This window comes from Acinetobacter sp. ANC 3813 (assembly GCF_002135435.1).
Taxonomy (GTDB): Bacteria; Pseudomonadota; Gammaproteobacteria; order Pseudomonadales; family Moraxellaceae; genus Acinetobacter.
Genome location: NZ_NEGK01000002.1, coordinates 42,481 through 67,977, shown reverse-complemented (window position 1 = coordinate 67,977; position 25,497 = coordinate 42,481). Strand labels below are relative to the sequence as shown.

General features: G+C 43.2%; 25 protein-coding genes. 3 read left to right on the top strand and 22 right to left on the bottom strand.

What is annotated here, in order from left to right; genetic code table 11:
- Window positions 1–4: 4 nt before the first annotated feature.
- Entirely contained in the window at window positions 5–676 is a 672-nt protein-coding gene (locus B9T34_RS03135; protein ID WP_086211718.1) for a 3-oxoacid CoA-transferase subunit A, read from the bottom strand.
- Entirely contained in the window at window positions 673–1,545 is an 873-nt protein-coding gene (locus tag B9T34_RS03130) for an intradiol ring-cleavage dioxygenase (RefSeq protein ID WP_086212045.1), read from the bottom strand. The genes B9T34_RS03135 and B9T34_RS03130 overlap by 4 nt, the downstream gene beginning before the upstream one ends.
- 147 nt (window positions 1,546–1,692) lie before the next feature.
- On the opposite strand from B9T34_RS03130, the gene B9T34_RS03125 reads away from it, so the two are divergent.
- Window positions 1,693–2,619 (top strand): LysR family transcriptional regulator, encoded by a 927-nt coding sequence (locus B9T34_RS03125; protein ID WP_086211717.1) that lies wholly within the window; start codon window positions 1,693–1,695, stop codon window positions 2,617–2,619.
- Window positions 2,620–2,683: 64 nt separating this feature from the next.
- On the opposite strand, the gene B9T34_RS03120 is transcribed toward B9T34_RS03125, so the two are convergent.
- The 7 genes from B9T34_RS03120 to B9T34_RS03090 all read right to left on the bottom strand — a co-directional run bounded on the left by B9T34_RS03120 (window position 2,684) and on the right by B9T34_RS03090 (window position 9,121).
- Window positions 2,684–3,751, bottom strand: coding sequence for a maleylacetate reductase (locus tag B9T34_RS03120; protein WP_086211716.1), 1,068 nt, complete (start codon window positions 3,749–3,751; stop codon window positions 2,684–2,686).
- Between the two features lie 12 nt (window positions 3,752–3,763).
- Complete coding sequence (locus tag B9T34_RS03115) at window positions 3,764–4,162, bottom strand: nuclear transport factor 2 family protein (protein ID WP_086211715.1); 399 nt, start codon at window positions 4,160–4,162, stop codon at window positions 3,764–3,766.
- 118 nt (window positions 4,163–4,280) lie between these two features.
- Window positions 4,281–4,697 carry a DUF2147 domain-containing protein gene (locus B9T34_RS03110; RefSeq protein WP_086211714.1) on the bottom strand — a complete coding sequence of 139 codons (417 nt, stop codon included), beginning with the start codon at window positions 4,695–4,697 and terminating at the stop codon, window positions 4,281–4,283.
- A 179-nt stretch (window positions 4,698–4,876) separates the two neighbouring features.
- Window positions 4,877–6,232: an MFS transporter gene (locus B9T34_RS03105; RefSeq protein ID WP_086211713.1), complete on the bottom strand. Its 1,356-nt coding sequence runs from the start codon at window positions 6,230–6,232 to the stop codon at window positions 4,877–4,879.
- A 65-nt stretch (window positions 6,233–6,297) separates the two neighbouring features.
- Window positions 6,298–7,272: an amidohydrolase family protein gene (locus B9T34_RS03100; protein WP_086211712.1), complete on the bottom strand. Its 975-nt coding sequence runs from the start codon at window positions 7,270–7,272 to the stop codon at window positions 6,298–6,300.
- A 118-nt stretch (window positions 7,273–7,390) separates the two neighbouring features.
- Window positions 7,391–8,590 carry a flavin-dependent monooxygenase gene (locus tag B9T34_RS03095; protein WP_086211711.1) on the bottom strand — a complete coding sequence of 400 codons (1,200 nt, stop codon included), beginning with the start codon at window positions 8,588–8,590 and terminating at the stop codon, window positions 7,391–7,393.
- Window positions 8,591–8,605: 15 nt separating this feature from the next.
- Entirely contained in the window at window positions 8,606–9,121 is a 516-nt protein-coding gene (locus tag B9T34_RS03090) for a flavin reductase family protein (protein WP_086211710.1), read from the bottom strand.
- 227 nt (window positions 9,122–9,348) lie between these two features.
- On the opposite strand from B9T34_RS03090, the gene B9T34_RS03085 reads away from it, so the two are divergent.
- Both B9T34_RS03085 and B9T34_RS03080 read left to right on the top strand, forming a co-directional pair.
- Complete coding sequence (locus tag B9T34_RS03085) at window positions 9,349–9,789, top strand: MarR family winged helix-turn-helix transcriptional regulator (protein ID WP_086212044.1); 441 nt, start codon at window positions 9,349–9,351, stop codon at window positions 9,787–9,789.
- Window positions 9,790–10,082: 293 nt separating this feature from the next.
- Window positions 10,083–10,712, top strand: a complete 630-nt coding sequence (locus tag B9T34_RS03080) for an IclR family transcriptional regulator (RefSeq protein WP_228147397.1) — start codon at window positions 10,083–10,085, stop codon at window positions 10,710–10,712.
- A 53-nt stretch (window positions 10,713–10,765) separates the two neighbouring features.
- On the opposite strand, the gene B9T34_RS03075 is transcribed toward B9T34_RS03080, so the two are convergent.
- The 13 genes from B9T34_RS03075 to B9T34_RS03015 form a co-directional block, all read right to left on the bottom strand.
- On the bottom strand, window positions 10,766–13,189 hold the full coding sequence (locus B9T34_RS03075) for a glucose/quinate/shikimate family membrane-bound PQQ-dependent dehydrogenase (RefSeq protein ID WP_086212042.1): 2,424 nt from the start codon (window positions 13,187–13,189) through the stop codon (window positions 10,766–10,768).
- A 178-nt stretch (window positions 13,190–13,367) separates the two neighbouring features.
- Entirely contained in the window at window positions 13,368–14,687 is a 1,320-nt protein-coding gene (locus B9T34_RS03070; protein WP_086211709.1) for a carbohydrate porin, read from the bottom strand.
- Between the two features lie 60 nt (window positions 14,688–14,747).
- On the bottom strand, window positions 14,748–16,208 hold the full coding sequence (locus B9T34_RS03065) for a NosD domain-containing protein (protein ID WP_086211708.1): 1,461 nt from the start codon (window positions 16,206–16,208) through the stop codon (window positions 14,748–14,750).
- 44 nt (window positions 16,209–16,252) lie between these two features.
- On the bottom strand, window positions 16,253–17,110 hold the full coding sequence (gene aroD, locus B9T34_RS03060) for a type I 3-dehydroquinate dehydratase (RefSeq protein ID WP_086211707.1): 858 nt from the start codon (window positions 17,108–17,110) through the stop codon (window positions 16,253–16,255).
- A gap of 149 nt (window positions 17,111–17,259) precedes the next feature.
- Complete coding sequence (gene pcaG / locus B9T34_RS03055; RefSeq protein WP_086211706.1) at window positions 17,260–17,889, bottom strand: protocatechuate 3,4-dioxygenase subunit alpha; 630 nt, start codon at window positions 17,887–17,889, stop codon at window positions 17,260–17,262.
- 15 nt (window positions 17,890–17,904) lie between these two features.
- Window positions 17,905–18,630, bottom strand: a complete 726-nt coding sequence (pcaH, locus tag B9T34_RS03050) for a protocatechuate 3,4-dioxygenase subunit beta (protein WP_086211705.1) — start codon at window positions 18,628–18,630, stop codon at window positions 17,905–17,907.
- 26 nt (window positions 18,631–18,656) lie between these two features.
- On the bottom strand, window positions 18,657–19,091 hold the full coding sequence (pcaC, locus tag B9T34_RS03045; protein ID WP_086211704.1) for a 4-carboxymuconolactone decarboxylase: 435 nt from the start codon (window positions 19,089–19,091) through the stop codon (window positions 18,657–18,659).
- Between the two features lie 14 nt (window positions 19,092–19,105).
- Entirely contained in the window at window positions 19,106–20,461 is a 1,356-nt protein-coding gene (locus B9T34_RS03040; RefSeq protein WP_086211703.1) for an MFS transporter, read from the bottom strand.
- A gap of 42 nt (window positions 20,462–20,503) precedes the next feature.
- Window positions 20,504–21,280, bottom strand: coding sequence for a 3-oxoadipate enol-lactonase (gene pcaD / locus B9T34_RS03035; RefSeq protein ID WP_171265121.1), 777 nt, complete (start codon window positions 21,278–21,280; stop codon window positions 20,504–20,506).
- 8 nt (window positions 21,281–21,288) lie between these two features.
- Window positions 21,289–22,644, bottom strand: coding sequence for a 3-carboxy-cis,cis-muconate cycloisomerase (gene pcaB / locus B9T34_RS03030; protein ID WP_086211701.1), 1,356 nt, complete (start codon window positions 22,642–22,644; stop codon window positions 21,289–21,291).
- 22 nt (window positions 22,645–22,666) lie between these two features.
- Window positions 22,667–23,872 carry a 3-oxoadipyl-CoA thiolase gene (gene pcaF, locus B9T34_RS03025; RefSeq protein WP_086212041.1) on the bottom strand — a complete coding sequence of 402 codons (1,206 nt, stop codon included), beginning with the start codon at window positions 23,870–23,872 and terminating at the stop codon, window positions 22,667–22,669.
- A gap of 135 nt (window positions 23,873–24,007) precedes the next feature.
- Window positions 24,008–24,664, bottom strand: a complete 657-nt coding sequence (locus B9T34_RS03020) for a 3-oxoacid CoA-transferase subunit B (protein ID WP_086211700.1) — start codon at window positions 24,662–24,664, stop codon at window positions 24,008–24,010.
- A 20-nt stretch (window positions 24,665–24,684) separates the two neighbouring features.
- Window positions 24,685–25,356: a 3-oxoacid CoA-transferase subunit A gene (locus tag B9T34_RS03015; RefSeq protein WP_086211699.1), complete on the bottom strand. Its 672-nt coding sequence runs from the start codon at window positions 25,354–25,356 to the stop codon at window positions 24,685–24,687.
- Between the last annotated feature and the right edge of the window lie 141 nt (window positions 25,357–25,497).

Below are 25,497 nucleotides of genomic sequence, written 5' to 3'. Positions count from 1 at the left end.
TCGATTACTGTACTGGCTGGACTTGTACAACATGCTGTACAAAGATGCCTGAGGTAATAATATGCTCAGGATCTAAAGTGCCAAGGTCTACTACTTCTGTAACTTGTGCAATGGTGACATCTGCAGCCATGGCCATAATCGGGCCAAAGTTACGCGCAGATTTGTTATAAACCAAGTTACCCCAGCGGTCGCCCTTATGTGCTTTGATTAAGGCAAAGTCCGCTTTGATGGGATTTTCTAAGACAAAGTCTTTGCCTTCGTAATTCAATGTGGGCTTGCCTTCAGCCAGCAATGTGCCAAATCCTGTAGGCGTATAGATTGGTCCTAAACCCATACCTGCAGCCTGAATGCGGCAAGCCAAATTGCCTTGAGGCACCAGTTCGAGTTCAATTTTGCCAACGCGGTAAAGTTCATCAAACACCCACGAGTCAGACTGGCGCGGGAAAGAGCAGATGATTTTACGCACAGCGCCTGCTTTGAGCAGTTTGGCAAGGCCATAATCGCCATTGCCTGCATTATTGTTGACGATAACGAGGTCTTTAATACCCAGTTCAATCAATCCGTCAATCAGTTCTGCTGGCTGGCCCGCAGTACCAAAACCGCCAACCATGATGGTCGAACCATCTTTAATTTGGGAGAGTGCCTCTTTTAATGAAGCCGTGCTTTTATCGATCATGATGCAGCACCTGTTTTATTTAAAATAAAATCAAATTCCAAAGTATAGAATGGTTTGTCATGCTGTTTACCGTATGGATCTAGGCCATTTTCATGCTTTACCCAATTTGAAATTAAAGATGAACGTACGCCAAATACGGCGTCTGACTCTAAGTATTCACCGCCCTCTCTAAACACGTGTGTGACTAAACGTTCGTAACCATCTGCGGTAATCATGAAATGCAAATGCGCTGGGCGCCATGGGTGACGATTCAACTGTTGCAGCATTTTGCCGACTGGGCCATCGTGTGGAATTGGATAAGCTTCAGGCACGATCGTTTCAAAATGATATTCACCCTGCGCATTGGTTCTAAATATGGCACGGCCTTCCAAATGGTCTAAGTGTTCTTTTTGCACGTCATAAGAGCCGTCTTCATCTGACTGCCACACTTCAACTTTAGCATTTGCAACAGCCTCACCTGAAATTGAACGGACATTGCCTTTTACGAACCAAGGTGTACCTTTGACCCCAACACTCATATTTTCACCCAGTTCTAGCTCAGGACTATCCGAGACATAGAACGGGCCAAAAACGGTCGCTTCCGTGCAGCCTTCAGGTTTACGGTGATTTTGTGCAATCACCAATGTAGACAGCCCTAAAGTGTCAGAAAGTAAAATAAATTCCTGACGCGAATCACTGCAAATTTGACCGACATCAGTTAAAAATTTAATACCGTATTCCCATTCTTCTTCCGTTAATTCAACTTCACGGGCAAAAGAATGAAGATGCTGAACCAAACTGGTCATCACCGTTTTTAGACGCGGATTGTCCGTATTTTTGTTGCGATCAATGACCGCCTGAGTAATGGTTTTTTCATTCAGATTTTTCATGCAATTTCCTATATTTAATTCCGTCTTTTCAGCAAAATTTGTTTTCATTACCATTCATTAAGGGTTATCCTAATATTTCATAAAACGTTATTAAACACTCAATAGGAAATTGTTTATTTCACTACAGAAATAATGAGAAAGGATGTAATGGATAGATTATTGGCTATGGAACTGTTCACAAAAATTCATGAACTGGGCACCTTAAGAGAAGCTTCAGAAGATTTAAAAATCTCAACTGCAGCAGCAACACGCCTGCTGGCATCTTTAGAATCACATTTAAATGTTAAGCTGATTGAGCGTAGTACACGGCGTAATGCGTTGACTTCTGCGGGTTATGAGTATTATCAGCAGTGTAAAACCTTTATTAATGAATTAAATGAAGCCGAGGCGAAAATTTCAGCGTCTTCAGTTGAACCCGAAGGCACCATTAACCTGACCTCTTCTATTTCTTTTGCTAAACTTTATCTGGCTCCGCTGATTCCAGAATTTCATCAGCGCTATCCCAAAATCAAAATTAATATAATGGGCGATAACCGCTATTACGACATTTTAAACAGCAATGTCGATATCGCGATTCGTACCCGAGAATTTGAGCCAGACTCAAATATCACCATCCGTAAATTGGCCAATACCAAACGGATCTTAGCCGCTTCTCCTTCTTATTTAGCTAAAAAAGGTACTCCTGCCAAAGTTGAAGATTTATCTAATCATGACATTCTTATTTACAGTCATGCCAATAATCCCAATGAACTGAATTTCAAAAAACCGCATGAAAAAGATATTTCTTTTAAATGTAATCCTTTAATGGAAACCAATGATGGTCAGATTGTCCGTGCCGCTGCATTGGCTGGTGCAGGTATCCTCATTCAACCCATGTACATCATTTATAAAGATATTGTTTCTGGTCGCTTAGTGCCAATTTTATCGGACTGGGATTTGCCTTTATTGACCATTAATATTGCCTTTCAAAACAGACGCTATATGCCAACCAAAACACGGCTGTTTATAGATTTCTTAATCGAACATTTTCAAAAAGAAGAATATGAGCGCTACTGGAATATGCGTTTACTCTAAGCAAAAAATCAAACAATCATCAAAAAAAATCCCTCAATGAACAGAGGGATTTTTTTAAACATCGTTAAGGGCGAATGCCTAAACATGCTTTTTTGAGAATTTCTTGAATATCTTCATGACCAAATGGGCGCGGGTTCCAATAAGGGTTAGACATCGCGATATCCTTCGCCTTCTGAATGTCTGCTTCAGTGAAGTTTAAATCACTCAGTTTAGTGCTCAGACCTAAACTTAGTTCCAAATCAAACAATGCTTGCCCTGCAGTCACATTTTCTACCTTTAATGCGCGGGTAATAATTTTAGTCACTTCTGGACGTGCGACTTCGTTATAAGCGATCGCTTGCGGCAATACCACAGTATGCGTCGGTGCATGCGGTAAATTAAATGTTCCCCCTAAGGTATGGCAAAGTTTATGATGAAGCGCCATGCCGACATTGCCTAAAACTGTACCGCATAACCACGCGCCATAAAGACACTGACTCCGTGCATCTTTGTCTTGATCATTTGCCTTTAATGCTTTTAAACCCTCAGCCAAAGCACGGATACCTTCTTCAGCCAATAGTGTCATGATTGGGTTGCCATCTTGAGCGTATAAGCCTTCAGCCGCATGCGCAATGGCATTCATACCGCTGGTCAATGAAACTTCTAGCGGCAAGGTTAAAGTCAGTTCTGGGTCATAGATTACGGTCTTTGGAAGCACACGGAAATCTTTACCGGTTTTTTTCACGTTATTTTCAGTCAGGCCATAAATTGGCGTCATTTCCGAACCCGCATAAGTGGTTGGAATGGCAATAATTGGTAAAGAGTATTCCAATGCAATGGCTTTGCCTAAACCAATGGTTGAACCGCCGCCAATCGCAACAGCACAGTCTGCTCCTAGCTCATTGGCTACTTTTGACGCTTCACGCGCAGTTTCTACTGGTACGTGCATCACGGCTTTATCAAATACACCAACGGCGTTGTCACCTAAAATATCATTGACCAATTGCGCTTGCGCAACTTGCTCAGGCGTACATAGAATCAGTGCTTTTGAGCAGCCCAATTTTTGGATTTCTTCCATGAGTTTTTGAATTGCGCCATAGCCAAAAACCACTCGATTTGGCTGATACTGATATACAAAACTCTCTAAATTCATTTTGTTTGTCCTTTAAATAATTGCCGTAGGCTGATAAGCAAAAAATTTCCATTCACCATCGGTCAGCACCCAAACCGACAGAATTTTGTTATGCAGTTTTTTGGTATCTGTGCCTGCTAAAAACTCAGATTTCAGCTCTCCGAATACCGTCGCTACGGATTCAAAAATATTGATACGCTCAATGCTTAAATCCGCTTTACTGTACTTATAAAAACCTTGATTGCATTTGCTTGTATACCCAGCAAAATCATCAACCTTTCCGCTGGTATGCACATACATCAGCTGCGGATGGCATAACGCTTCAAATTGATCATATTGCTCATTCAGCAAATATTGATAGCGTAAATTTTCTAATTCAGTAATCTGCTGACGAATGTCTTGATCATTGGTTTGCATCATTTGAGTTTGCATAACAAAAAGCTTATTTGACTTATTTAGCCCTAGGCTATAGATGTTTATTTTGAAATAAAATATCTAAAAAGAAATTGTTTATTCCATATATGAAATAATAATATTATCTTGAAATCTATTAATCTATCTTGACCCAAGAGACTCTACGGCTCACAGATGAACTATCTGTTTTTCCTCTTAATATCAATACATTACCTTTAGAATTGAGTTTTCCATTAATATTTTTGTGCGCTTCATTTTTTACAGGATCTATCACAATACCGTCAACAAAATAGCCCGGTTTATTAGGATCTTCTTTTAAATTGGACAGCATCAAAAAGTTTTTAAAGCCTTGACTATCGCTCCCTTTTACATTGGTAACATCTACAGCTCGGCCCTCATATGTGTTATTGGCTTGTTTCACGACTTTGAGTTTAGCGAGAACAGCACCGCTCTTATCATCAATAATTTTCCAATTGCCTGAAAGATCTGCCCCATGACTTGCTGTTTGAAAGAAAAATACCGCAAAAAAAGAGAATATTAAGCGTAAATTCATGAAATAACGTCCTATAAAATTGAATGGCTTAGTTCCAATCCCGGAATAAGTGCATAGAAATTAAACAGATAACTTTCACTGTTTAAATATAAATTTTAAATCTGGCCTGAAATACAATTTTTCTGTATAGAAATAATCAAGGCACGGTTGTTTCCGTGCCTTGATACAGACAATGAAGCTTAAGCTGATTGATCTGAAATGATGGGATCCGATGCTTTAGTTGGTAATTTATCAATTTTCCAAAACATAAAAATAGCCATTGCTGCAATTAAAATTGGAACAGCAAAGATAAAGAATAATGATGTAATGGGCAGCCCCATGCTGATAAGCACACCACCAATGACTGGGCCAAAAATTGAGCCTAATCGACCAACACCTAGCGCCCATCCTGCACCCGTAGAACGGTATTCTGTTGGGTAGTACACTGCTGCTAAAGCATTTAATGCAGTCTGAGCACCCAATATGCAAAAACCTGTAAGTGCAATAAAGGAAAAGACTAAAGATTTGATTTGGATAGAAAATCCAATTGCGCTAATAAATATAATCCCGCCTAAAAAGGTGAGCACTAAAGTAATGCCAAAACCATATTTATCGATATAACGGCCAAGGACGAGATTGCCAATTAACCCGCCAAACCAAAAAGTTGCGCCTGCCCATACGGCATGCTGTGCATCATAGCCAGACTGAGATATTAAAATAGGCAACCAATTGGCTAAGAAGAATGTTGCCAGTAAATTCATGAACAAAATGACCCATAAAAGCACTGTGCCAAAAGCTAAACCATTGCCAAATAGCTGTTTAACGCCTGCTTTTACGATGTTAGTACTGTGCGTATGGTAAGGAAATTCATTGGTCTCTGAACTGCCTTCAATCTTCAATTTCTTTAGCCAATGATTGATGTTGTTCAGTTTGATTTGTTTAACTGTTAAAAACAGCAGTGATTCAGGCAAAGCGGTCCACATCACAAAAACCATAATCAATGGCGCGATTGCACCAATGATAAATACCATGTGCCAGCCAAAATGTGGAATTAAATAGGAGGCAAAAGCACCACCCAATACCCCGCCGAGGATAAAGCCAGATGAAATAATCATCATAGACGTCACACGGATTTTTACGGGACTGAATTCACCAGCCAATGCCACAGCATTGGGCACAATTGCGCCCAAACTGAAGCCCGCAATAAACCGGACAATACGTAAATACTGAATATTGTCCGCAAATACCGTTGCCGCCATACTGGCGGATAAGATGATCATAGAAATAATCAAAATTGGTTTACGGCCATATTTGTCAGCCAATGGCGCTAAGGTAAATGCACCAATAGCCATACCCAAGAGGCCTGCGCCAAATACACTGCCAAAAGCCTGTTTATCTACACCCCATTCTGCAATTAAGGTAGGCGCTACAAAGCTGATGGCCTGTACATCAAAACCATCAATAATCATGCACAAAGTGCAAATAAGTAAAATAAAAAAGTGGGTTTTAGAAAATGCGCTTTGGTCTAATTTTTCAGCTATATTCATTTTTTTCATGCAAATCATCCTTTTTGCCTGAGCTAAAACAAGCAGAAAGATAATTCTTTCTGCTTGTTGTAAAATTACAGGTTAAATAATTTTCTTGCGTTGAGATGACCAATTTTCTGACGGTCTGCTTCAGAAATTGAAGCCTGATCAAACCAGTTTGAGGCATGATCAATATTTTCAAATGGCCAGTCAGTTGAGAACAGAATCTTATCTGATCCAATTTCCAGCATGGCATCAATCAAAGTCTGGGTTCTAAAGTTTCCAGAAGTCGTGATGTAGAAGTTTTCATTGAAGTATTCGCAAATTTTCTTTTTCGCAGGATAATTAGGCTCCACTTCAACCCATGCGTTGCGGTTATCAATACGCCACATCATATATGGCAGGCCTTCACCCATATGACCCAAAATAATTTTAAGCTTTGGATGTTCATCAAATAAGCCTGAGCCCATTAAACGCAGTGCATGTACCGCTGTTTCTTGTGCAAAGGCCCATGTTGGGCCCATTAGCCAAGGGTGACCTTGGTAAATGCAGCTGTCTTGCGGCAGTGGATTGCGTGGGTGTAAATAGAATGGTACATCTAATTCTTCAACTTTTGCCCAGAAGCTACGGTATTGCGGCAAATCGTAATACAGCGGCTCTTCTGTGGTTTCACTTTGGCTAAAGCCATTGACTAAAGCGCCAACAAAACCTAGTTCTTTCACACAACGTTCAAGCTCTTGCGCTGCTGCTTCAGGATCTTGCATTGGCAAAGCAGCAAATGCTTTGAAACGCTCTGGATTTTTTGCACATTCTTCTGCCAAATAATCATTGGCTTTTTTAGCAATTTCAATGGCTTTAGCATGGTTTGGAATGGCTTGAACAGCTGGCGCATTTAAAGACAAGATCATTTGATCAATGCCGTGCTCATCCATTAACTTTAAACGGGTATCTTGAATGTCCAATAGACGCGCTTTGAGTTCAATCCAGTAATTATCTGGTACAAAACCTGCCGAATCCATGACTGTTTCTGGAATTGCAAAGTGTTCTTCAAGCGCAATTTTACCGTTCATATAGACTTTCCTTGTGATATTTCAGTGTGATGTTTAATGTAAGTTTTCAGTTCGAGCGGTGGATTGATCCGCCGCTTCGTTTGAATAAAGTGAATTTTGATGGCTTTTAAAGCTGTGATTAGAATTGGCCTTTAGGCTCTAGTCCTAACATTTGCTGGCCAATCATGGTGCCGACTGCATCCCAGTTCATGCTGATGTGGCGGCCTACAGCATTGGTATCACGCCATGCACGTTGTACAGGGTTATCCAGATTTAGACCTAAACCACCTGTAGATGCATTCAAGGCTTCTACAGCGCGTAGTGCCAAATTGACAGAGAAACCTTGACCGCGGCGGCTCAGAAGACGCTCATCAATCGAAAGTTCGTTCTTTTGACCTGCTAAGGTTTCTGCCAAGGCCACATCACGTAATAAAATTTCACGCGCTGCATCAATGCTAGATACTGCTTCCGCTACACGGAGTTGAATGGTTGGAAATTCCGCCATTTTGTTGTTATTACCAGCAACAGCTCCACGTGTTACACGGGTAGCAACCGAGTCTAAATAGCTTTCCAATGCGCCTTGCGCCGCACCCACACCTACAGAAGCCAAGCAAGAAGGAACACCCATTAATAGTGGAATTTTGAACAAGCCTTTATCGCTGTAAACTTCTGCGCCTGGGGTTTGACCGCTAACAGCATCTTTAAATTTCAAAATACGGTATTTCGGTACATGAACATTATTCAGTACCAATGTTTTAGAACCTGTACCCGCCAAGCCTACAACATTCCACGTATCTTCAATTTCATACTGCGTTGCTGGAACAAGTAAAAATGCAGGTGTATAACCCTCACCTTCAGGTACAAGCGCTGCACATAAAGACCACTGCGTATGGTCACAACCGCTGGCAAAAGACCATTTGCCATTGAGTACATAAGCATCTTCCGTTTCTTCTGCGCGAGACACTGGTGCATACGAACCGCAAAGCAATGCTTTAGGGTTTTCTAGCCAAACATCGTCCTGTGCTTGTTTTGGAAACATTGCCAAAAGCCATTGGTGTGCTGAAAGTAAGCCTGAAATCCACGCTGTTGATGCACAGCTGGCAGCCAGTTCAATATTGGCATCAACGAGTTCAGCAAATTGCAGCTCTGCACCGCCATATACCTTTGGCTTGACCGCATCAAAATAGCCAATATCAAATAGTGCCTGCATATTGTCATTTGGTACTCTGCGGTCTTTTTCTGTTTGCAGTGCGCGTTCTTTAAATGTGTCTTTTAAGCTTTTGACTTTATCTTTGAGCGTTAAAGCCTGTAGATTGAACTGTGTATTTGCCGTGTTCATAGCTTCATCCTTGAATTATTTATTCAAATTGTCTTGTGATTGAGTAATGCAGTATTGGGTGTTTTCATACAGCAGCGGGCTTTGCTCTTCAGCCACACCTGCCTCAATGACTTTGCCAATAAATAAGGTATGTGTGCTGTAAGGGATTGCCGCCATGCGTTTGCACACTACTTTGGCCAAGGCACCTTCTAGCGCCAAAACGCCACTGGCATGACGCTCCCATTGACCAATCTTGAAACGTTCCTGCGGCAATACTTGCCCTGAAAATGCATTGGATATGTGCTGTTGTTCAGCACTCAGCACATTGACTGAAAAATTTGGCTGATTCAGCAAGATTTCATGCAGAAAAGTATTGTTGTTAATGCAAATCACAAGTGATGGAGGATCCATCGATACGGACATGACTGCAGTTGCGGTCATGCCGTGATCTACACCGTCTTTATTGCTGACAATGACATTCACTGCAGCTGGAAATCTGCGCATAACAGCGCGGAAATTTGTGCCTATATCTTCCATAGTGATCTCGCTCATCGAACTGTTCTTTCGACATATAGTTGCATTGACAATATTTGCGTTTGCAAATATTGTCAATGCAACATACTTTCTATAATGAAATTCAGAATTTCACGAAATAGACATAATGTTAAAAATCAGTAACTAATAAAAAAAATGCATTTTAAAACTTTTATTTGCAATTATTTCATTTGAAACACTTGTATGCTGTGCTAAAAAATAGAAAACTAATTTGAATGAAAATCATGAGCTACAGATTCACCACGTCATTGCCATATTTACTGAACCGTGTTGGTGTGCGGATGGGGGAAATTTTTTTAGAACGCTTGCACGAATATGAACTGACCTTGCCCATGTACCGCGTAATGGCTGTACTGAAGCAGGAAGGAAAACAGAGTCTGGGGGATTTAAGCCAGATGGTTTCGGTAGAGCTATCTACCCTATCGCGCTTAATTACATCAATGAAAAATAAGGGCTTAGTCTCACGTATACGCCTTGAAGATAATGCCCGCATGGTGCATATCGATTTGACTGAACATGGCCGTGAGATGATTGAAAAGTTGATGCCTGTTGCCGCAGAGTTTGAATCTGTAGGTACAGCTTCGTTTTCAGATCAAGAGATTGAATGGCTTAAAAATGCTTTAATTCAGATGGGCGAAAATTTTGAAAAACTGCATTTAAAATAAATGGATAAGGATATGGACGTGAATTTTAAACAGGAAGTTTTAGTGATTTTGATCATTAGTGTTGCAGTTAGCTTTGTTGTTTCAGAACTTTTACTAAAGTTTTAATAATTTTCATTTCATTATTGAAAATTTGAGAAATGTTAAGGAGGGAATATTGTCTTCAAAACTTATAGGTTAATGACCTGAAATTTTTTATATTCTATAACTTTAGTTATATCTATATGTTTTAAATAGAAAAATATTTATATATAACTATGAACTAAACTTCAGATAAACATAAGTCAATGAAAGACATGGGATATATCTATCAAGATGAAATGACCCAGCACTATAAACTCAGCCTGAAGTTAGCCTCTATGGGACTAACTTATTTGTCTTCTCGTTCAATAACCGAAACCTTTCAGCCCTTACTCAACGAACTTGCAGACCAATCTGCTGAGCTTGTCCGTTTAGGTATGATTGAAGATGAAAGAATCATTTGGATTGCCAAAGCACAAGGTTCTAAATCAGGTTTAAAATATGATCCTGATTCGGGAAGTATTGCCTACTTACCTGCTTCAGCCTGTGGTCTTGCCTATTTATCTAATATTTCAGCTGACGATTTTTCAAGAATTGTAGAACGTGAAGGCTTTGAAAAAGCAGATCAATTAGGGCCAAACTCACCGAAGAACTTAGATCAATTGTCACAAATGGTTGAGGCTTCACGCGAACGTGGTTATGGTCTCATTTCAGATACTTATGAATTGGGCATGACAGCCATGGCGAAAACCATTATCAATCCGCATACGCAGAAACCTTTTGGTACTGTTAGTATTGCTGGACCATCTTTTCGCCTAAATGAAAAGCGAGTTGAAGAACTGAGTCCAGCATTGATTGCAACTGCTGAAAAATTGGGTGAAATTGTTCACCTTGCACATCTCTAATTTATAACTCACTTAAAAAACAGACTGACAAAATCAGTCTGTTTTTATTTGTTCTATTTCTCTAGTGTATAAGCAATCACATAATCACCATGATCAGGCGACTGACGTGCTCCACCTGCAGAAATAACCACATATTGCTTGCCTGTTTTTGGAGAAATGTAGCTCATCGGTGTGCCTTGGCTACCCACGGGTAAGCGCGCTTTCCATAACTCTTCACCATTAGATGAATTGAAGGCACGTAAGTAGTAATCTTGCGTTGCAGCAAAGAACACCAAACCGCCTTGCGTCGCCATTGGACCTCCAATGGTTGGCATACCAATCGGCGCTTTTAAGCCCATTTTAATGCCCATTGGACCAGTGTCTTCAACCGTACCTAAAGGCACCTGCCAAGCCACTTGATGGGTTTTCATATCAATCGCCGTCATAGTTCCAAAAGGCGGTTTTTGACATGGAATGCCCAATACCGACATAAAGCGGTTTTTATTCACTTTATACGGCGTTCCTTTCATTGGCACTGCACCCATACCTGTGTTGACCTTCTCTCCGCCACTGGCTTCAAGTTTTAAGTCTTCAGGCGTTTGTTTAATCAGCTGAATCCACAGACCTAGGCGCATGTCGTTGACAAACATATAACGATGCGTTGGGTCAAATGCGATACTGCCCCAGTTCATCCCACCCAGCGAACCCGGAAAACTTAAAGATATATCAGAACCCGGTGCTGTAAAGAGACCGTCATAACGCATCGATTTAAAGTTAATGCGACACATCAACTGGTCAAATGGCGTTGCACCCCACATGTCCGATTCAGTCAAAGTTTGATTGCCAATTTGTGGCATTTCAACTGAACGTGGTTGGGTTGCACTGTATTGCTCATCAGGAATATCTGCAGCTTTTACAGGCTGTTCAATGACTTTGGTTAAAGGCTTGCCTGTCACACGGTCGAGTACAAAGAACTGCCCTGACTTGGTGCCAATGACAACAGCAGGTTTGGTTTGCCCATTTTGCATTGGAAAATCGACCAAGCTAGGCTGCATGGGTAAATCGAAGTCCCAGAGGTCATTGTGAACAGTTTGATAAACCCACTTCTCTTGACCTGTGGTTGCATCTAAAGCCAAAACGGAAGAATTATACTTATGATCGACAGGTTGACGGTTCCCACCCCAGACATCGACCGACGAACTTCCCATCGGTAAGAACACCGTGTTCATTTGTGGGTCGTAGGACATTGCCGCCCAAGAGTTTGCCGAGCTACGTTTATAGATTTCACCCGGTTTCAGGACATAATTTGGATTTGGGTTACGTGGATCAAAAGCCCAGCGTAGCTGCCCAGTAATCACATCATAAGCACGAATCACACCACCGGGCATATCCGCTGCAAAGTTGTCAGCAATACGACTCCCGACAATGATGCTGGTTCCCGCAATGGTTGGCGCCGAGGTTACTTCAAAACGAGGCGCTTGCGTGCCCGCACCTAGACCTTCCAGTAAGTTCACCGTTCCATCGATACCAAAGTCTTTACAGCGTTCGCCTGTATCGGCATTGACTGCAATTAAACGACCATCAGGTGTATCGGTATAAACACGACGTGGACATGCGGTATTATTTGCCACCGCTGTCACCGCACTTGCACCTGCTAAAGTCGGTTGTACCAAGGCTTGAGTCGAGTCAAAGTAACCCACACCACGACAACGCTCCCAAGCATCGGCTTTAGAGTTCACTTCGGCCTTCCAGATTTGTTTACCTGTGTCCGCATCTAAAGCAATGATGTTGTTATGCGGTGTACATAAAAAGACTTTATCGCCCACCTGTAAAGGCGTGAGCTGGTCTTCTGCACCATTACCCGTACCTGTGGTCATATCGCCTGTTTGAAAGCGCCATGCCTCCTTTAACTTAGACACATTATTTCGGTTGATCTGATCCAACGCAGCAAAACGACTCCCGCCGGCATCATTACCATAGTGCGACCAATTCACTTGCTGCGTTTGTGCATTCACAGGAACCAGTGGCAGCTCTTCACCAGTGGCTTTCACCGTTGGATGTGGAATAAACATGCCATACAAACCACCGAGCATACCTAACACCGTTAAACCACCTAAGGCATAAGCGGGTGATGAAGACGCAATTTGAAATTGGTACTTACGAATAGCAGGTAAGGTAAAACACAGTGCAGCAAATAAACCCGCCGGAAACATTAACCGTGAATGGAGTGCCCAAAAATCCCAACCTGCATCAAACAGTGCCCAGACCACGGTTCCAAGAAAAACCAGTGCAAAAATCCAGACACCCAATGCTTTTCTTCTAAAAATAAATATTGCGGAAATGGTGGTCAATAAACCTGCAATGAGGAAGTACGATGAACCACCTAAACTAATCAGTTTTCCACCACCGATTAAATAAAATAAGCCAGTCAGCAATAAAGCTAAGCCTAATATAAAGCACCATATTTTAAATATGGGTTGAGATTGCGCTTCAGACATACTTTTTACTCCAAATGCTGTGTTTTCAATGATCTCTGCTACTTTGTTTTGAGCATCATTCACACCACATCCAAACTTTGAGCATCCACAATTAACTTGCTTCAACAATGAAAAAAGAGCATTTAAATTCAGCAACAGTATTGCTTGCATTTTAAACACCATTTCACTTTAAATACGATTAAAAATTCACCTTAACGCTAAGACCCGCCACCCAAGCATCATCCAATTCTTTCACACCAGAAGGTTGATAGATATATTGTAGGTTGGGTCTGAGCATCACCGCTGGTGACCACTGATAGGTATAGTTCAACTCAACATTGAGTTCGTCATGTTGAATTGGGACATAATCGCTGGCGAGCGCGTCATAACTGTAATAACCACGGCCTTCGTTAGTGGCGATTTGCTTGTCCGTCACACGGTCATTCACCACATAGTTGGCCAAACCAAAACCGATAGAATCATTAGGGCGGCTGTCAAAAGGACCTTTGTACCAAAGTGCCAACTGCTGCGTACTTTCTACAGCGGTCGTGTCTCGGTCATTGATGACCCCATTAAAACTGATATATAAACCGCGTTTAGGATCAGCCCCGTGTTGGGTCAGTTGTTGTTGAGCATTCAACCAAAAACTATATTTGCCATCGTGAATTTCTCCTGATGTGCCCACATCTTTTGCTTCTGCTGTGGAGTACAGTGCACCGAGTTTATATTCGCCCGGTAAACTATTAAATGTGGCAAGTTTTGGTTTCCATGCCAGTTCAACTGGAATGGTCGCCCCTTCGACATTGTCCATATCGAGGTTAAAACCATCACTGTCTGAATCTGTTTTGACATTGTCTGGGTTGACTTCATAGACGCCAACGCCAAGTGACCAGTCTGGTGCAAATTGGTATTTAACATTGGTTCCCCATAAGCTGACAGGCCAGTTATACCAAATTGAACCGATGGACTTACCTAACTGTCCACCACACAAAAGTAAGTTCTGAAATTCACATTGCGAGCTGTTAAAGTCATCGGACATACCCATACGACCAATCTTAAATTGGAGGCGGTTGTCGTCAAATCCTGTTTTGATCCATGCTTGGGTTAAGCGCCAAATTTTGCCGCGGCCATAAATTTCTTGGCTGTTGCCCAAGGTGCTGGCACGTGGGTCTTTAATACGTTCAAGCGTTAAGGCATTACCATCACGTTTGGTAATCATCAAGCCTGCTGTGGTATTTTCCCAACCTGCAATTTTGTTTAAATCAAAATTGGCACCTAAGGTCAACTGCGCGGCATTATCAAAACTTCTGTCATCGTTATAACCACCAGCCAAATTGGTCGCTGCTTGACTCATAATTGCAGCGGTAAATTTATAACCTTGATCTTCCAGTTGCTTCCGTTCACTGTTCCAATCACCGAATAACCATTGACGGTCTGCTGAATAAAATTCATTGGCTGAAGCCAATTGGCAAGTTAAAAGCGCCAAAGATAATGCGCCTAGCTTTAATAGTTGTTGCATCCCAAACATCCTTTTTTGTGAGGAAAGCTCAACTCACATGAGCTTTCCATGCGGTTTTTATTATTTAATGCGAACGGCTGGACTCAGTTCAGAAGTTGCCCCCAAACGGTCTGTAACATTGGCGGTGACATTGGCCACACCACTTAACACTTTCCATGTTGCTTGACCCTGACCTTGTGCATTGGTTGTCACAACTTGCGTCCCTAAATACTGTTCAGCTTCTTGACTCTTCGCTTGGCGATTGGCAAAGAACTCAACCTGATAGCGTTGATTTGGTTGCGCTTGCACTTCAGCCATGATTTGACCTTTGCTATAACTTAAACGCGGTGCTTGAATGTTTTGGTTGGGAATAGCGTTACAGCCTTGTTCATTCGGCTGTGTACAGGTTTTTTGCAGTTTCGCATCTTCAATGACCACACCACCACCACGAGAACCGACAAAGCCAGCATGTTCAAGCGCAGGCACAGCAAAAACAATTGCGCCTAAACGCTGATTGGGTACACACGAACCACCCGCTTCACAGCGTTTAATATCTTTGCCATTGTCCCAAATTAGGTTTTTGGTCAAAGTTGTACGGGCATTGGCATCTTTTTCTGAACGAATGGCAATGCCAAGACGGTTAGCATGAACTTTGTTACTGTCAAAAATGTTGCCATCACCCGTGAGGTTAAAACCTATCGAGTTGTTGGTCAGTTCGTTATAAGCGATGTAATTGCGCTTACCCCAGTTGATTTGCAAACCATCAGAGTAGTTTTCAAATTTGTTGCCGACCACGGCATTATCATTACCCCAAAGAATCTCAATGCCCTGAGATGGCTCTGGGTTGGCTTTGGTTGAAGTGAACAGGTTATTGGCCACAAGGTTAAATGCCGCTCCGCGGGTAAGCTCTAAACCGTCACCATTATCAACAAACAAGTTGTTCAAGACTTTGTTGTTATTGGTGGTGGTTGAGGTCGGATTGCCCTTACCGTCATCACCTGTCAGCATCACGCCTGAACCACCATAGTTATTACTGATACGGTTGTGCTGAATCAAGTTGTTGCTTGAACGATTCACCAAAACGCCAATACAAAAACGGTGAATATCCAGACCTTTTAAGGTCACACCATTCACATCTTGTAGAACCAGACCCGGTAAAGTCGTGGTACGGACATTGGTGCCGTACTGTTCAGGGTTTGCCCCTGGGCAGGCTTTCGCGCCTTCACCTTTAATATAGTTTGAACCATCAATCGCAATAAACTCGCCTGTTTTATCCCATTGCGTCCCAATGATCTTCACTGAAGACTTAATTGGCGGTAAAGGCTGATTCAGTTTAATTACATAGGGAGCTGTGCCTACAGCTTGGATTTGAATTTCATTTTCTTGCGTCGCATTGGCATTGGATTGTTCAATTGCCCAACGCAGTGAGCCTTTTGCACTATCATCCTGATAACGATCCACAATATAAGTTTCTGCACTGGCAAAACCTGAGGCTGCTAAACTCAAAACCAATGTGGTCAAACGTAAGGTTGATGGTTTCATTTTTTAAATCCTTTTCTATCCTTGAAGATGAATAACACAGTGCATTAAGGGGTCGGTTGTACTGTTTTGAGCAACTGTTTGAGTTTAGTCACATCAATTTGACCCGGCGCGGAGGCTTCACCAATCATGCCAAAACTTAAACTGCTGCCCATATTGGCAGTCGCGACACGAGAAATGGTGCCAAACTGCCCCATTGACATAGTCAATAAGGGTTTCTGACTTTTTTGACTCACAGCCAATGTGGCATTCATGAGGGTAAAGACGTCTTGTTTTGACTTTGGCATCACCGCAATTTTCAGAATATCGGCACCCATCTGATCTTGTTTTAGCAGGCGGTTTTCAATTTCTTGTTGTTCTGGCGTTTTGGCAAAATCATGATTTGACATGATCACCAACACTTTCTTGTCATGTGCCAACTTAGTTAATTTCCCTACACTGCCTGCATCACGGAACATTTCGATATCCAGCAATTGCATAAATGGCTTTTTCAGGTATTCACGATAAATCTTTTCATAGTCTTGGTCAGACACCGTCATTTTTCCGCCTTCATTGTGGGTACGAATGGTGGCAATTAAGGGTTTGTTTTTTAAAATTTGATTCAGCTGCTGACCCAGTACCATCACTTTTTTTGTGTCGGCAGAAAACTCAAGTAAGTCGATGCGAAACTCAGCGACATCAGCGTTTGGATTGCTGGCAATCACTTTTGCTTGGGCAATCGCTTGTTCAGCAGTTTTTGCAGTAATCGGCACAATTGTTTTGACAGGTAAGTCACCAATATTAAGGTTTTTCACCATATAGTGTTGTGCGCTTGATTGAGCCACTTCCGCTGCAAATGCTGGCATTGCTGCTAAAACAGCACTGCTTAAGCAAAGTTGCATCGCAATTTTTTTGATTTCCATCATTACATTTCCTTGTATTTTCAAACTATTACCTGACTTCTAGCATCAACGGCAAATATACGTGGGATGAACGAAATGGGTCATGCCATCACCACGCATAAACTTTTATCTATCGAGCCAGTGCAAAGTGTTCTGCACCGAACTTAATCAACTTAGATATCTAAAAAGACCGTTTCGTCTTCACCTTGCACACGAATGTCAAAGCGATAGACCACTTCACCATCACGTTCTTCACGCTTGGCAATAAGAGTTTGACGACGAGGCGCCCACTCAATACCTCTTAGTACAGGATCTTGCGCATTCGCTTCAGCTTCATCATCAAAATAGACACGGGTATTCAAGCCAATGTTAATTCCGCGAGCAAAGATGATCAGTGCAATATGCGGTGCTTGAATTGTGCCTTTACGTCCTGGAACCGCACCCGGTTTAATGGTATTAAAACTCCAAAAACCAGTTTCAAAGTCTGCGCCTGTACGTCCCCAACCGAGAAAGTTTGGATCGACCGCTTTGCCTTGAATATCAGCTGCACTTGGATAGACACCGTTGGCATCGGCTTGCCAAATTTCAATCAATACATCGCGTAGTGGTAAACCTAGACCATCAAATACTTGACCTTCTAAGCGAATACGTTCGCCTAAAGTATTTTCTTTAACTAACTGATTATTAAAGTTATTTTTAAAGACTTCAATGTTGGCTTGTTGTGGTAACAAACCAATGTGTACGTATGGTCCACCTGTTTGAGATGGCGTTTCATGCAATTCTTGAAAGTTCCAATTGTTCATGTTGTTCTCCCTGAATTAAGTCAAATCATTTTCGAAATAAGTCGCACGACGACCGCGTAAAGTGATGTCAAAGCGGTAACAACGGCTGTCTGCTTCAATGAAGTTGCTCTTGTCTTCCAAGGCAATCAATGCACGACGTTGTTCTTCCGAAGGAATGGTTTTAATAATTGGACACGAATCAATCAGCGTATCGCCTTCAAAATAGAACTGCGAAATGAGACGCTGCGCCCAACCATCTGCAAGTAAAGAGAAATGGATATGCGCTGGACGCCATTCATTAATACGGTTACGCCAAGGGTATGGACCTGGCTTAATGGTACGGAACACAAAATAGCCATTGGCATCCGTCATCATGCGGCCACAGCCGCAAAAGTTCGGGTCCATCGCACCAATAAACTGATCATTTGGATGGCGGTAACGACCTGAAGCATTGGCTTGCCACACTTCGATCAAAGCATTTTTAACTGGACGCCCAAACTGATCACGGACATAACCATGCACAATAATGCGCTCACCAATCGGCAAACCTTCTTTGGCATTGTTCAAAATCAAATCGTTATCTTTAGGCCCAAACTGCTCCGCACTAAACTGCGGTGAAGTCACTTCAGTTAAAGTTTCGGCAATCGAAATTAACGCATTTTTTGGCGAGCGCAATACACTGGTTTTATAGCCGGGTGCATATGCTGGCGGGTGATCTTCGGTATTACGTTGTGCATAAGCACCTAAAATAAGTTGTGACATGTGACGTCCCTCTTAATCGTGTTCCATTACTCTTGATTCGTTTCTTCTTGGCTAAGCTGCTGTTCGCTCAGCTTTTGCGGAGCAATTCCCAAATCTGCAAAAACCTCTTCTGCCATGTGCATGGCTGCATTGGCTGCAGGCAAACCGGCATACAATGAACAGTGCAAAATCAACTCTTTTAAGTCATCCTTGGTCACACCATTGTTAAAACAAGCACGTAAATGCATACGCAATTCGTCTTCACGGCCCAATGCCAATAACACGGCAATCGTGACTAAACTGCGGGTGTGGCGCGGCATGCCCGGTCTAGACCAGACTTCGCCCCACGCAAAACGGCTAATAAAGTTTTGGAAGTCGGCATTGAAATCATTTAAGTTCTCAAGTGAACGACCGACATGCTTTTCACCCAGCACTTCAGTGCGTACGGTGATTCCTTGTTCATAACGTTGTTCATCATTCATGGGAGAAACCTCAATTAAGTCGCATCGGTATGTGCGACCAATGATTTAACAAAAATAGCCACAGCTGCTGCTGTTGCTGGAATTAACAGCAGACTTAAAATGGCAGTAAACGACCAGTCATTGCCCAGTAAAACTGCGCCGATCCATGCACCAAATACTGCACCGAAACGCCCAATCCCAGACATCCATGCCACACCTGTTGCACGGCATTGGGTTGGATAAAAACGAGCACTCAGTGCTGGCATTGCCGACTGCGCACCATTAATTGCAACACCTGCGCAAAGTACTAAAATGGCAAGTAAGGTTGGATTTGCTAAGCTCTGACCTACGGCAAAGGCAAAGATTCCAGCGACAAAGTAGAAGCCTGCAATAATGCGGTTCGGGTTGAAACGGTCCATTGCCCAGCCAATAAATAAAGCACTGAGGACACCGCCAAACTGGAATAGACCACCGATAAATGCGGCACGTTCCATCGTTGCGCCAGTTTCACGCATTAAGGTTGGTAACCAACTGGTAAGCAGATAAATCATCACCAAACCCATGAAATAGGTCAGCCACAGTAAAACTGTACCTTTGACATATTTCTGAGAGAACAGCATGCCAAACACACCTTTCTTCTCTGCACCTTCGGTTTTTTCTTCAGGCACATGAAACTCAGTAACACCCTGTACTTGCGTCGGCGCAATACGCGTTAGAATTTTGCGGACTTTTTCGGGGTCACGGCCTTTCACAATCAAGAAACGATAGGATTCAGGTAAGAAGAAAATCACCAAGATCATCAAGATCAATGGCGACCAGCCGCCCAGTAAAAATAAGCTGTGCCAACCAAAGGTTGGGATCAACCAACTGCTGATGAAACCGCCTGTCGCCATCCCCAAGTTGTAGCCGCAGAACATACAGGTCACGAGTAACGAGCGTGAGCGCTGCGGGCAATATTCAGAAAATAGTGTGGTTGCATTCGGCATCGCTGCACCCAAACCAATACCGGTTAAAAAGCGCAGTATTACTAAGGTATTTAAGTCAGCCGCATATGCCGATGCCAAAGTAAAGCCACCAAAAATCAGCATCGAAACACTTAAAACAATCTTTCGCCCAAAGCGGTCAGCGGTTGGACCAGACACCAAAGCACCAATAATCATGCCGCCTAAAGCCGCACTCATGACTGGACCCAGTTGCGAGCGGTCTATCCCCCAGTCTTGTGCCAAGGCTGGAGCAATAAAACCCATTGCCGCAGTATCAATACCGTCAACAAAAACAATAAGAAAACATACAATTGCGATCAACCACTGATATTTGCTAATTGGTGCATCATTAATCAGTGCCTGTGCGTCTATACTCGTTTTTTGAGTAGCGTATTCCTGAGACGCCATATCTGCCTCCTTGGGCTGAAAGTCCTTTTAAAAATCCTTAAATTATTGAATCGATCCAACAAACTGACTGAGGGTTTGGTTAAACAGCTCTGGTTGCTCAATATTGGAAAGATGCGATGCATCAATCACCTCTAATTCACTCTTTTGAATCTGTTGCTGCATAAAGACGCCGTCTGCCACGGTCGTGACAGGGTCAAACGCGCCTGCAATCACTAAAGTTGGAATCTGAATCTGTTGAATTTGAGCAGATAGATCTGCTTGCGCGAGCGCTCGGCAAGATTCTGCATAACCCAATGCCGGCGTAGTGGCTAAAGATTGAATGGTGCGCTGCGCCAAAGCATCGTGTTGATAATCAAACTGCTCACTAAACCAGCGTGTATGCGTAGTCGCGACCAAATCTGCTAAGCCTTTGGCTGCCACAGCATCTGCACGAGCATTCCAACCTTCTTCAGTCCAAATTTTGGCTGCTGAATTCGCCACAGTAATGCTATGAAAACGATCCGCATGGTGAATACCGAGCCACAAAGCCGTCATTCCCCCCATCGAAATCCCGCAGAAATGCGCTTTTTCAATATTTAAACCGTTCAGAATATCAATCACATCTTCTGCAAGATTTTGTACAGTGGTCTGCTCAATCACATCACTTTGCCCATGACCACGCGTGTCATAAGTCACCACTTTGAACTGCTGTTCAAAAGCAGCAACTTGCGGCTGCCACATGCCTTTATCTGTACCCAATGAGTTTGAAAATACAATCACAGGTGCATGGTCTTTCCCACTGATTGCCACGGATAAAGTCTTGCCTTGACGATTGGTCATCGTGATATTCACTTTGCCTCTCCTTTTGCTTCTTGCAACACCGCATCAATCTGGTCTTGAATATTGCCGAGATATGACGCGGGTTTAAAAATTTCTGAAATCTGAGCTGCGTTAAAGTAGGCTTTGACTTGATCAAGTTCAGTGATGACCTCTCTTAAATGAACGCCTTTTTCTACTGCTATTTTGCATGCTGCTTCAACCACATGATGGGCCTGTAAACGTCCCATGTGGGGTGCCAAAGCCATCATCACCGCTTCCGCCATGATCAAACCCTGCGTGCAATCTAAATTGCGTTGCATATTTTCAGCATTGACTTGCATGCCTTGTAACACGTCCAAAGTCCGCTCCAATGCGCCTGCACAGAGTTGGAAAATTTCAGGCAATGCCAACCATTCCGCATGCCATCCACCTAGACTGCGCTCATGTTCCTGCACCATGCTTTGGTACAAACTCGACATCAGTACAGGCACACGATTGGCTGCTGCCAAAACGGATGCCGCAGCAACAGGATTACGCTTATGCGGCATAGTGGATGAACCACCACGACCTTTTGAAGTAGGCTCAAAGATTTCTGCAATTTCGGTTTGCATCATCAACGACCAGTCACGTGCCATTTTGCCCAAACTGCCCATCACTATTGCGAGAACACTCGCCACTTCAACAATACGGTCGCGCTCACCATGCCAAGTACAGCTTGGAACAGAAAGTTGTAAATGCGTCGCAAAGGCTTGAACAACTGCTGTGCCTTGATGCTGTAAAGATGCCAATGAGCCCGCAGCACCGCCCAACTGAGCAGTCAACACGCGTGATTTCATGGCTTCAATACGGACCAAATCACGACGAAAGGCCGAAGCCCAACGCGCGAATTTATGCCCCAAAGTAATCGGCAACCCTTGCTGCAACCATGTGCGTCCAATCATCACTTGTGAGCGATACTGTTCAGCTTGGGTCAATGCAGTGCGGTAACATTGGTGAATTAAGGCTTCAACATGTGTCATTGCTGCACGACATTGCAAAATACAGGCAGTGTCTAAAATGTCTTGACTGGTTGCGCCCCAATGCACATAACGCGCAGCATCTTCATCACTTTGTTTCACAATCGCAGTTAATTGCTTCACAAAAGGAATCGCGATATTGCCCGCTAAGCCTGTAGCAAGAGCCAAAGCATCAAAATCAATCTGATTGAGTGCAGTTGCTGCAATGTTTAAAATTGCTGTTGCCGCAGATTCTGGAATCACGCCGACCTGAGCCTGCGCTTGTGCCAAGGCAACTTCAGCCTCAATCATGTAAGACACCAACGCGCGATCACTGAAAATTTCAGTCACCTCGTTTTGGTAAAATAAGCTGGCATATAACTGGCTCATGATCGCTATCCTTAAATCTGCTTTAAACGCGCTGAATAATCAGGGCAATGCCTTGACCGACACCAATACACATTGAACACAAGGCATAGATGCCACCTGTCTGCTCCAACTGATTTAAAGCCGTTGTCACTAAACGTGCACCCGATGCACCCAGTGGATGACCAATCGCAATCGCACCACCATTTGGATTCACTTGTGTGCTGTCATCGGCTAAACCCAGGTCACGCGTTACCGCCAGTGCCTGTGCTGCAAAAGCTTCATTAAGTTCAATCACATCCATCTGCTCAATACTGAGATTTGCTTGTTTCAATAATTTTTTGATGGCAGGCGCAGGTGCAAAGCCCATAATGCGCGGTTCTACACCCACTGCTGTTGAAGCAATGATTTTGGCACGCGGTTTAAGCTGGTACAGTTCAACTGCTTGTTCTGAAGCAATCAATACAGCAGCGGCACCGTCATTAATTCCTGAAGCATTGCCTGCTGTGACGCTGCCCTCTGCTGTCACCACAGGCTTGAGTTTCGCCAAACCTTCTAAGGTGGTCGATGCACGTGGATGTTCATCCGTGTCGACAATGATCGGATCGCCTTTACGTTGTGGAATCGTCACCGCAATGATTTCTTTTTCAAAGAAGCCTTTTGCTTGTGCCACCGCAGTACGTTGTTGACTATTAAAAGCAAATTGATCTTGATCAGCGCGATTAATGTTGAATTGCTCAGCCACGTTTTCCGCAGTTTGTGGCATGGTCTCGACACCATACATCGCTTTAAGCTTTGGATTGATAAAACGCCAGCCCATGGTGGTGTCTTCAATCTTTTGGCTACGGCCATATGCCGTTTCTGATTTACCCATCACAAAGGGTGCACGAGACATGCTTTCTACGCCACCTGCGATGATTAAATCTGCTTCACCCGCTTTAATGGCACGGGCGGCCATAGCAATCGCATCGAGTGATGAGCCACATAAACGGTTTACAGTCGTGGCTGGGACTTCAACGGGTAAACCTGCAAGGAGTGCTGACATACGCCCCACATTACGGTTGTCTTCACCAGCTTGGTTGGCACAGCCGTAGATCACGTCATCGACTTGTTTCCAATCCACGCTTGGATTACGTTGCATCAGTGCTTGAATCGGTACGGCACCCAAATCATCGGCACGCATTGGAGCGAGTCCACCTGCATAACGGCCGAATGGTGTACGAATGGCATCGATAATATATGCGTTTTTCATTTTTAATCTTTCCATTTTCTACCTCCCCCTTGTGAAGCAATGCTTCTCATCCTTTAAAAAGGAGGGAGACTCACCGCACTTGATGCTAGAGAAGTCCCCCCTTTAGCAAAGGGGGACTTAGGGGGATTCAAATCATTAATTCTGTTGTGTCGCATCCACCAAAGTGGCACCCGTCATTGCCTGTAATTCTGCAAAGCTTAGGCCGTCGACTTTTTCAATCACTTTTAAGCCGTCTGCGGTGACATCAATTACACAAAGATCGGTGTAAATGCGGTCTACACACTTCAAACCTGTCGCTGGGTAGCTCAGTTCAGCCACGATCTTCGGTTCACCTTGTTTGGTCACATGGTCTGTAGTGATGAATACTTTTTTAGCACCCACCGCCAAATCCATTGCACCTCCTACAGCAGGAATCGCATCCGGTGCGCCTGTATGCCAATTGGCTAAGTCACCATTGGCTGCCACTTGAAAGGCGCCCAAGACGGCTATATCTAAGTGACCACCCCGCATCATGGCAAATGAATCACCGTGATGGAAGAAAGCACCGCCATCGAGTAAAGTCACAAACTCTTTACCCGCATTGATCAGTTCAGGATCACGGTCTTCTTCAGCAGGCGGCGGACCGAAAGCCAAAAGACCATTTTCAGAGTGTAAAAATACATCTTTGTCGCTTGGTAAATAGCTTGAAATCTTGGTAGGTAAGCCAATACCCAAGTTGACATAAGCCCCATCAGGAATATCTTGAGCAACACGTTCAGCAATTTGATCACGGCTCAATTTGGTATAACTCATTTTTAATTCTCCGTATCCGATTACTGTGCTGGTTGCACTTGTATAACGTGTTGAACAAAAATACCTGGGGTGATGACGTGTTCAGGATCCAAAGCTCCAAGCTCTACCACTTCAGAGACTTGTGCAATCGTCACATCGGCGGCCATTGCCATAATCGGGCCGAAGTTGCGTGCCGACTTGCGGTAGACCAAGTTGCCCCAACGGTCACCTTGAGATGCTTTAATTAAAGCAAAGTCTGCTTTGATTGGATTTTCTAAAACGTAATCTTTACCTTCGTAACTCATAGTCGGTTTGCCTTCAGCAAGCAAAGTCCCAAAACCTGTTAGTGTATAGATTGGTCCTAAGCCCATACCTGCTGCTTGAATGCGACACGCTAGGTTGCCTTGAGGAACCAGTTCTAACTCAATTTTGCCTGCACGATAGAGTTCATCAAAAATATAAGAATCTGACTGACGGGGGAAAGAACAAATAATTTTACGGACAGCACCTGATTTAAGAAGTTTCGCTAAGCCATAGTCACCATTGCCTGCATTATTGTTGACAATGACAAGGTCTTTGATACCAAGCTCGATTAAACCATCAATCAATTCTGCGGGTTGCCCTGCGGTTCCAAAACCGCCAATCATGATGGTTGAACCATCTTTAATTTGTGAAAGTGCTTCGGTAAGTGAAGCCGAACTTTTATTGATCATTAGGGGGACAACTCCGTCTAGCCATACATCTTAAAAACGGAACTCAAAACGACACTGAATCAGTAAAAAGAGCTTTACTCAATCCCGAGTAATTTCATTAGAATTCCTATTCCTCATTTTTGTTGTTTTTTTCTTATTGTT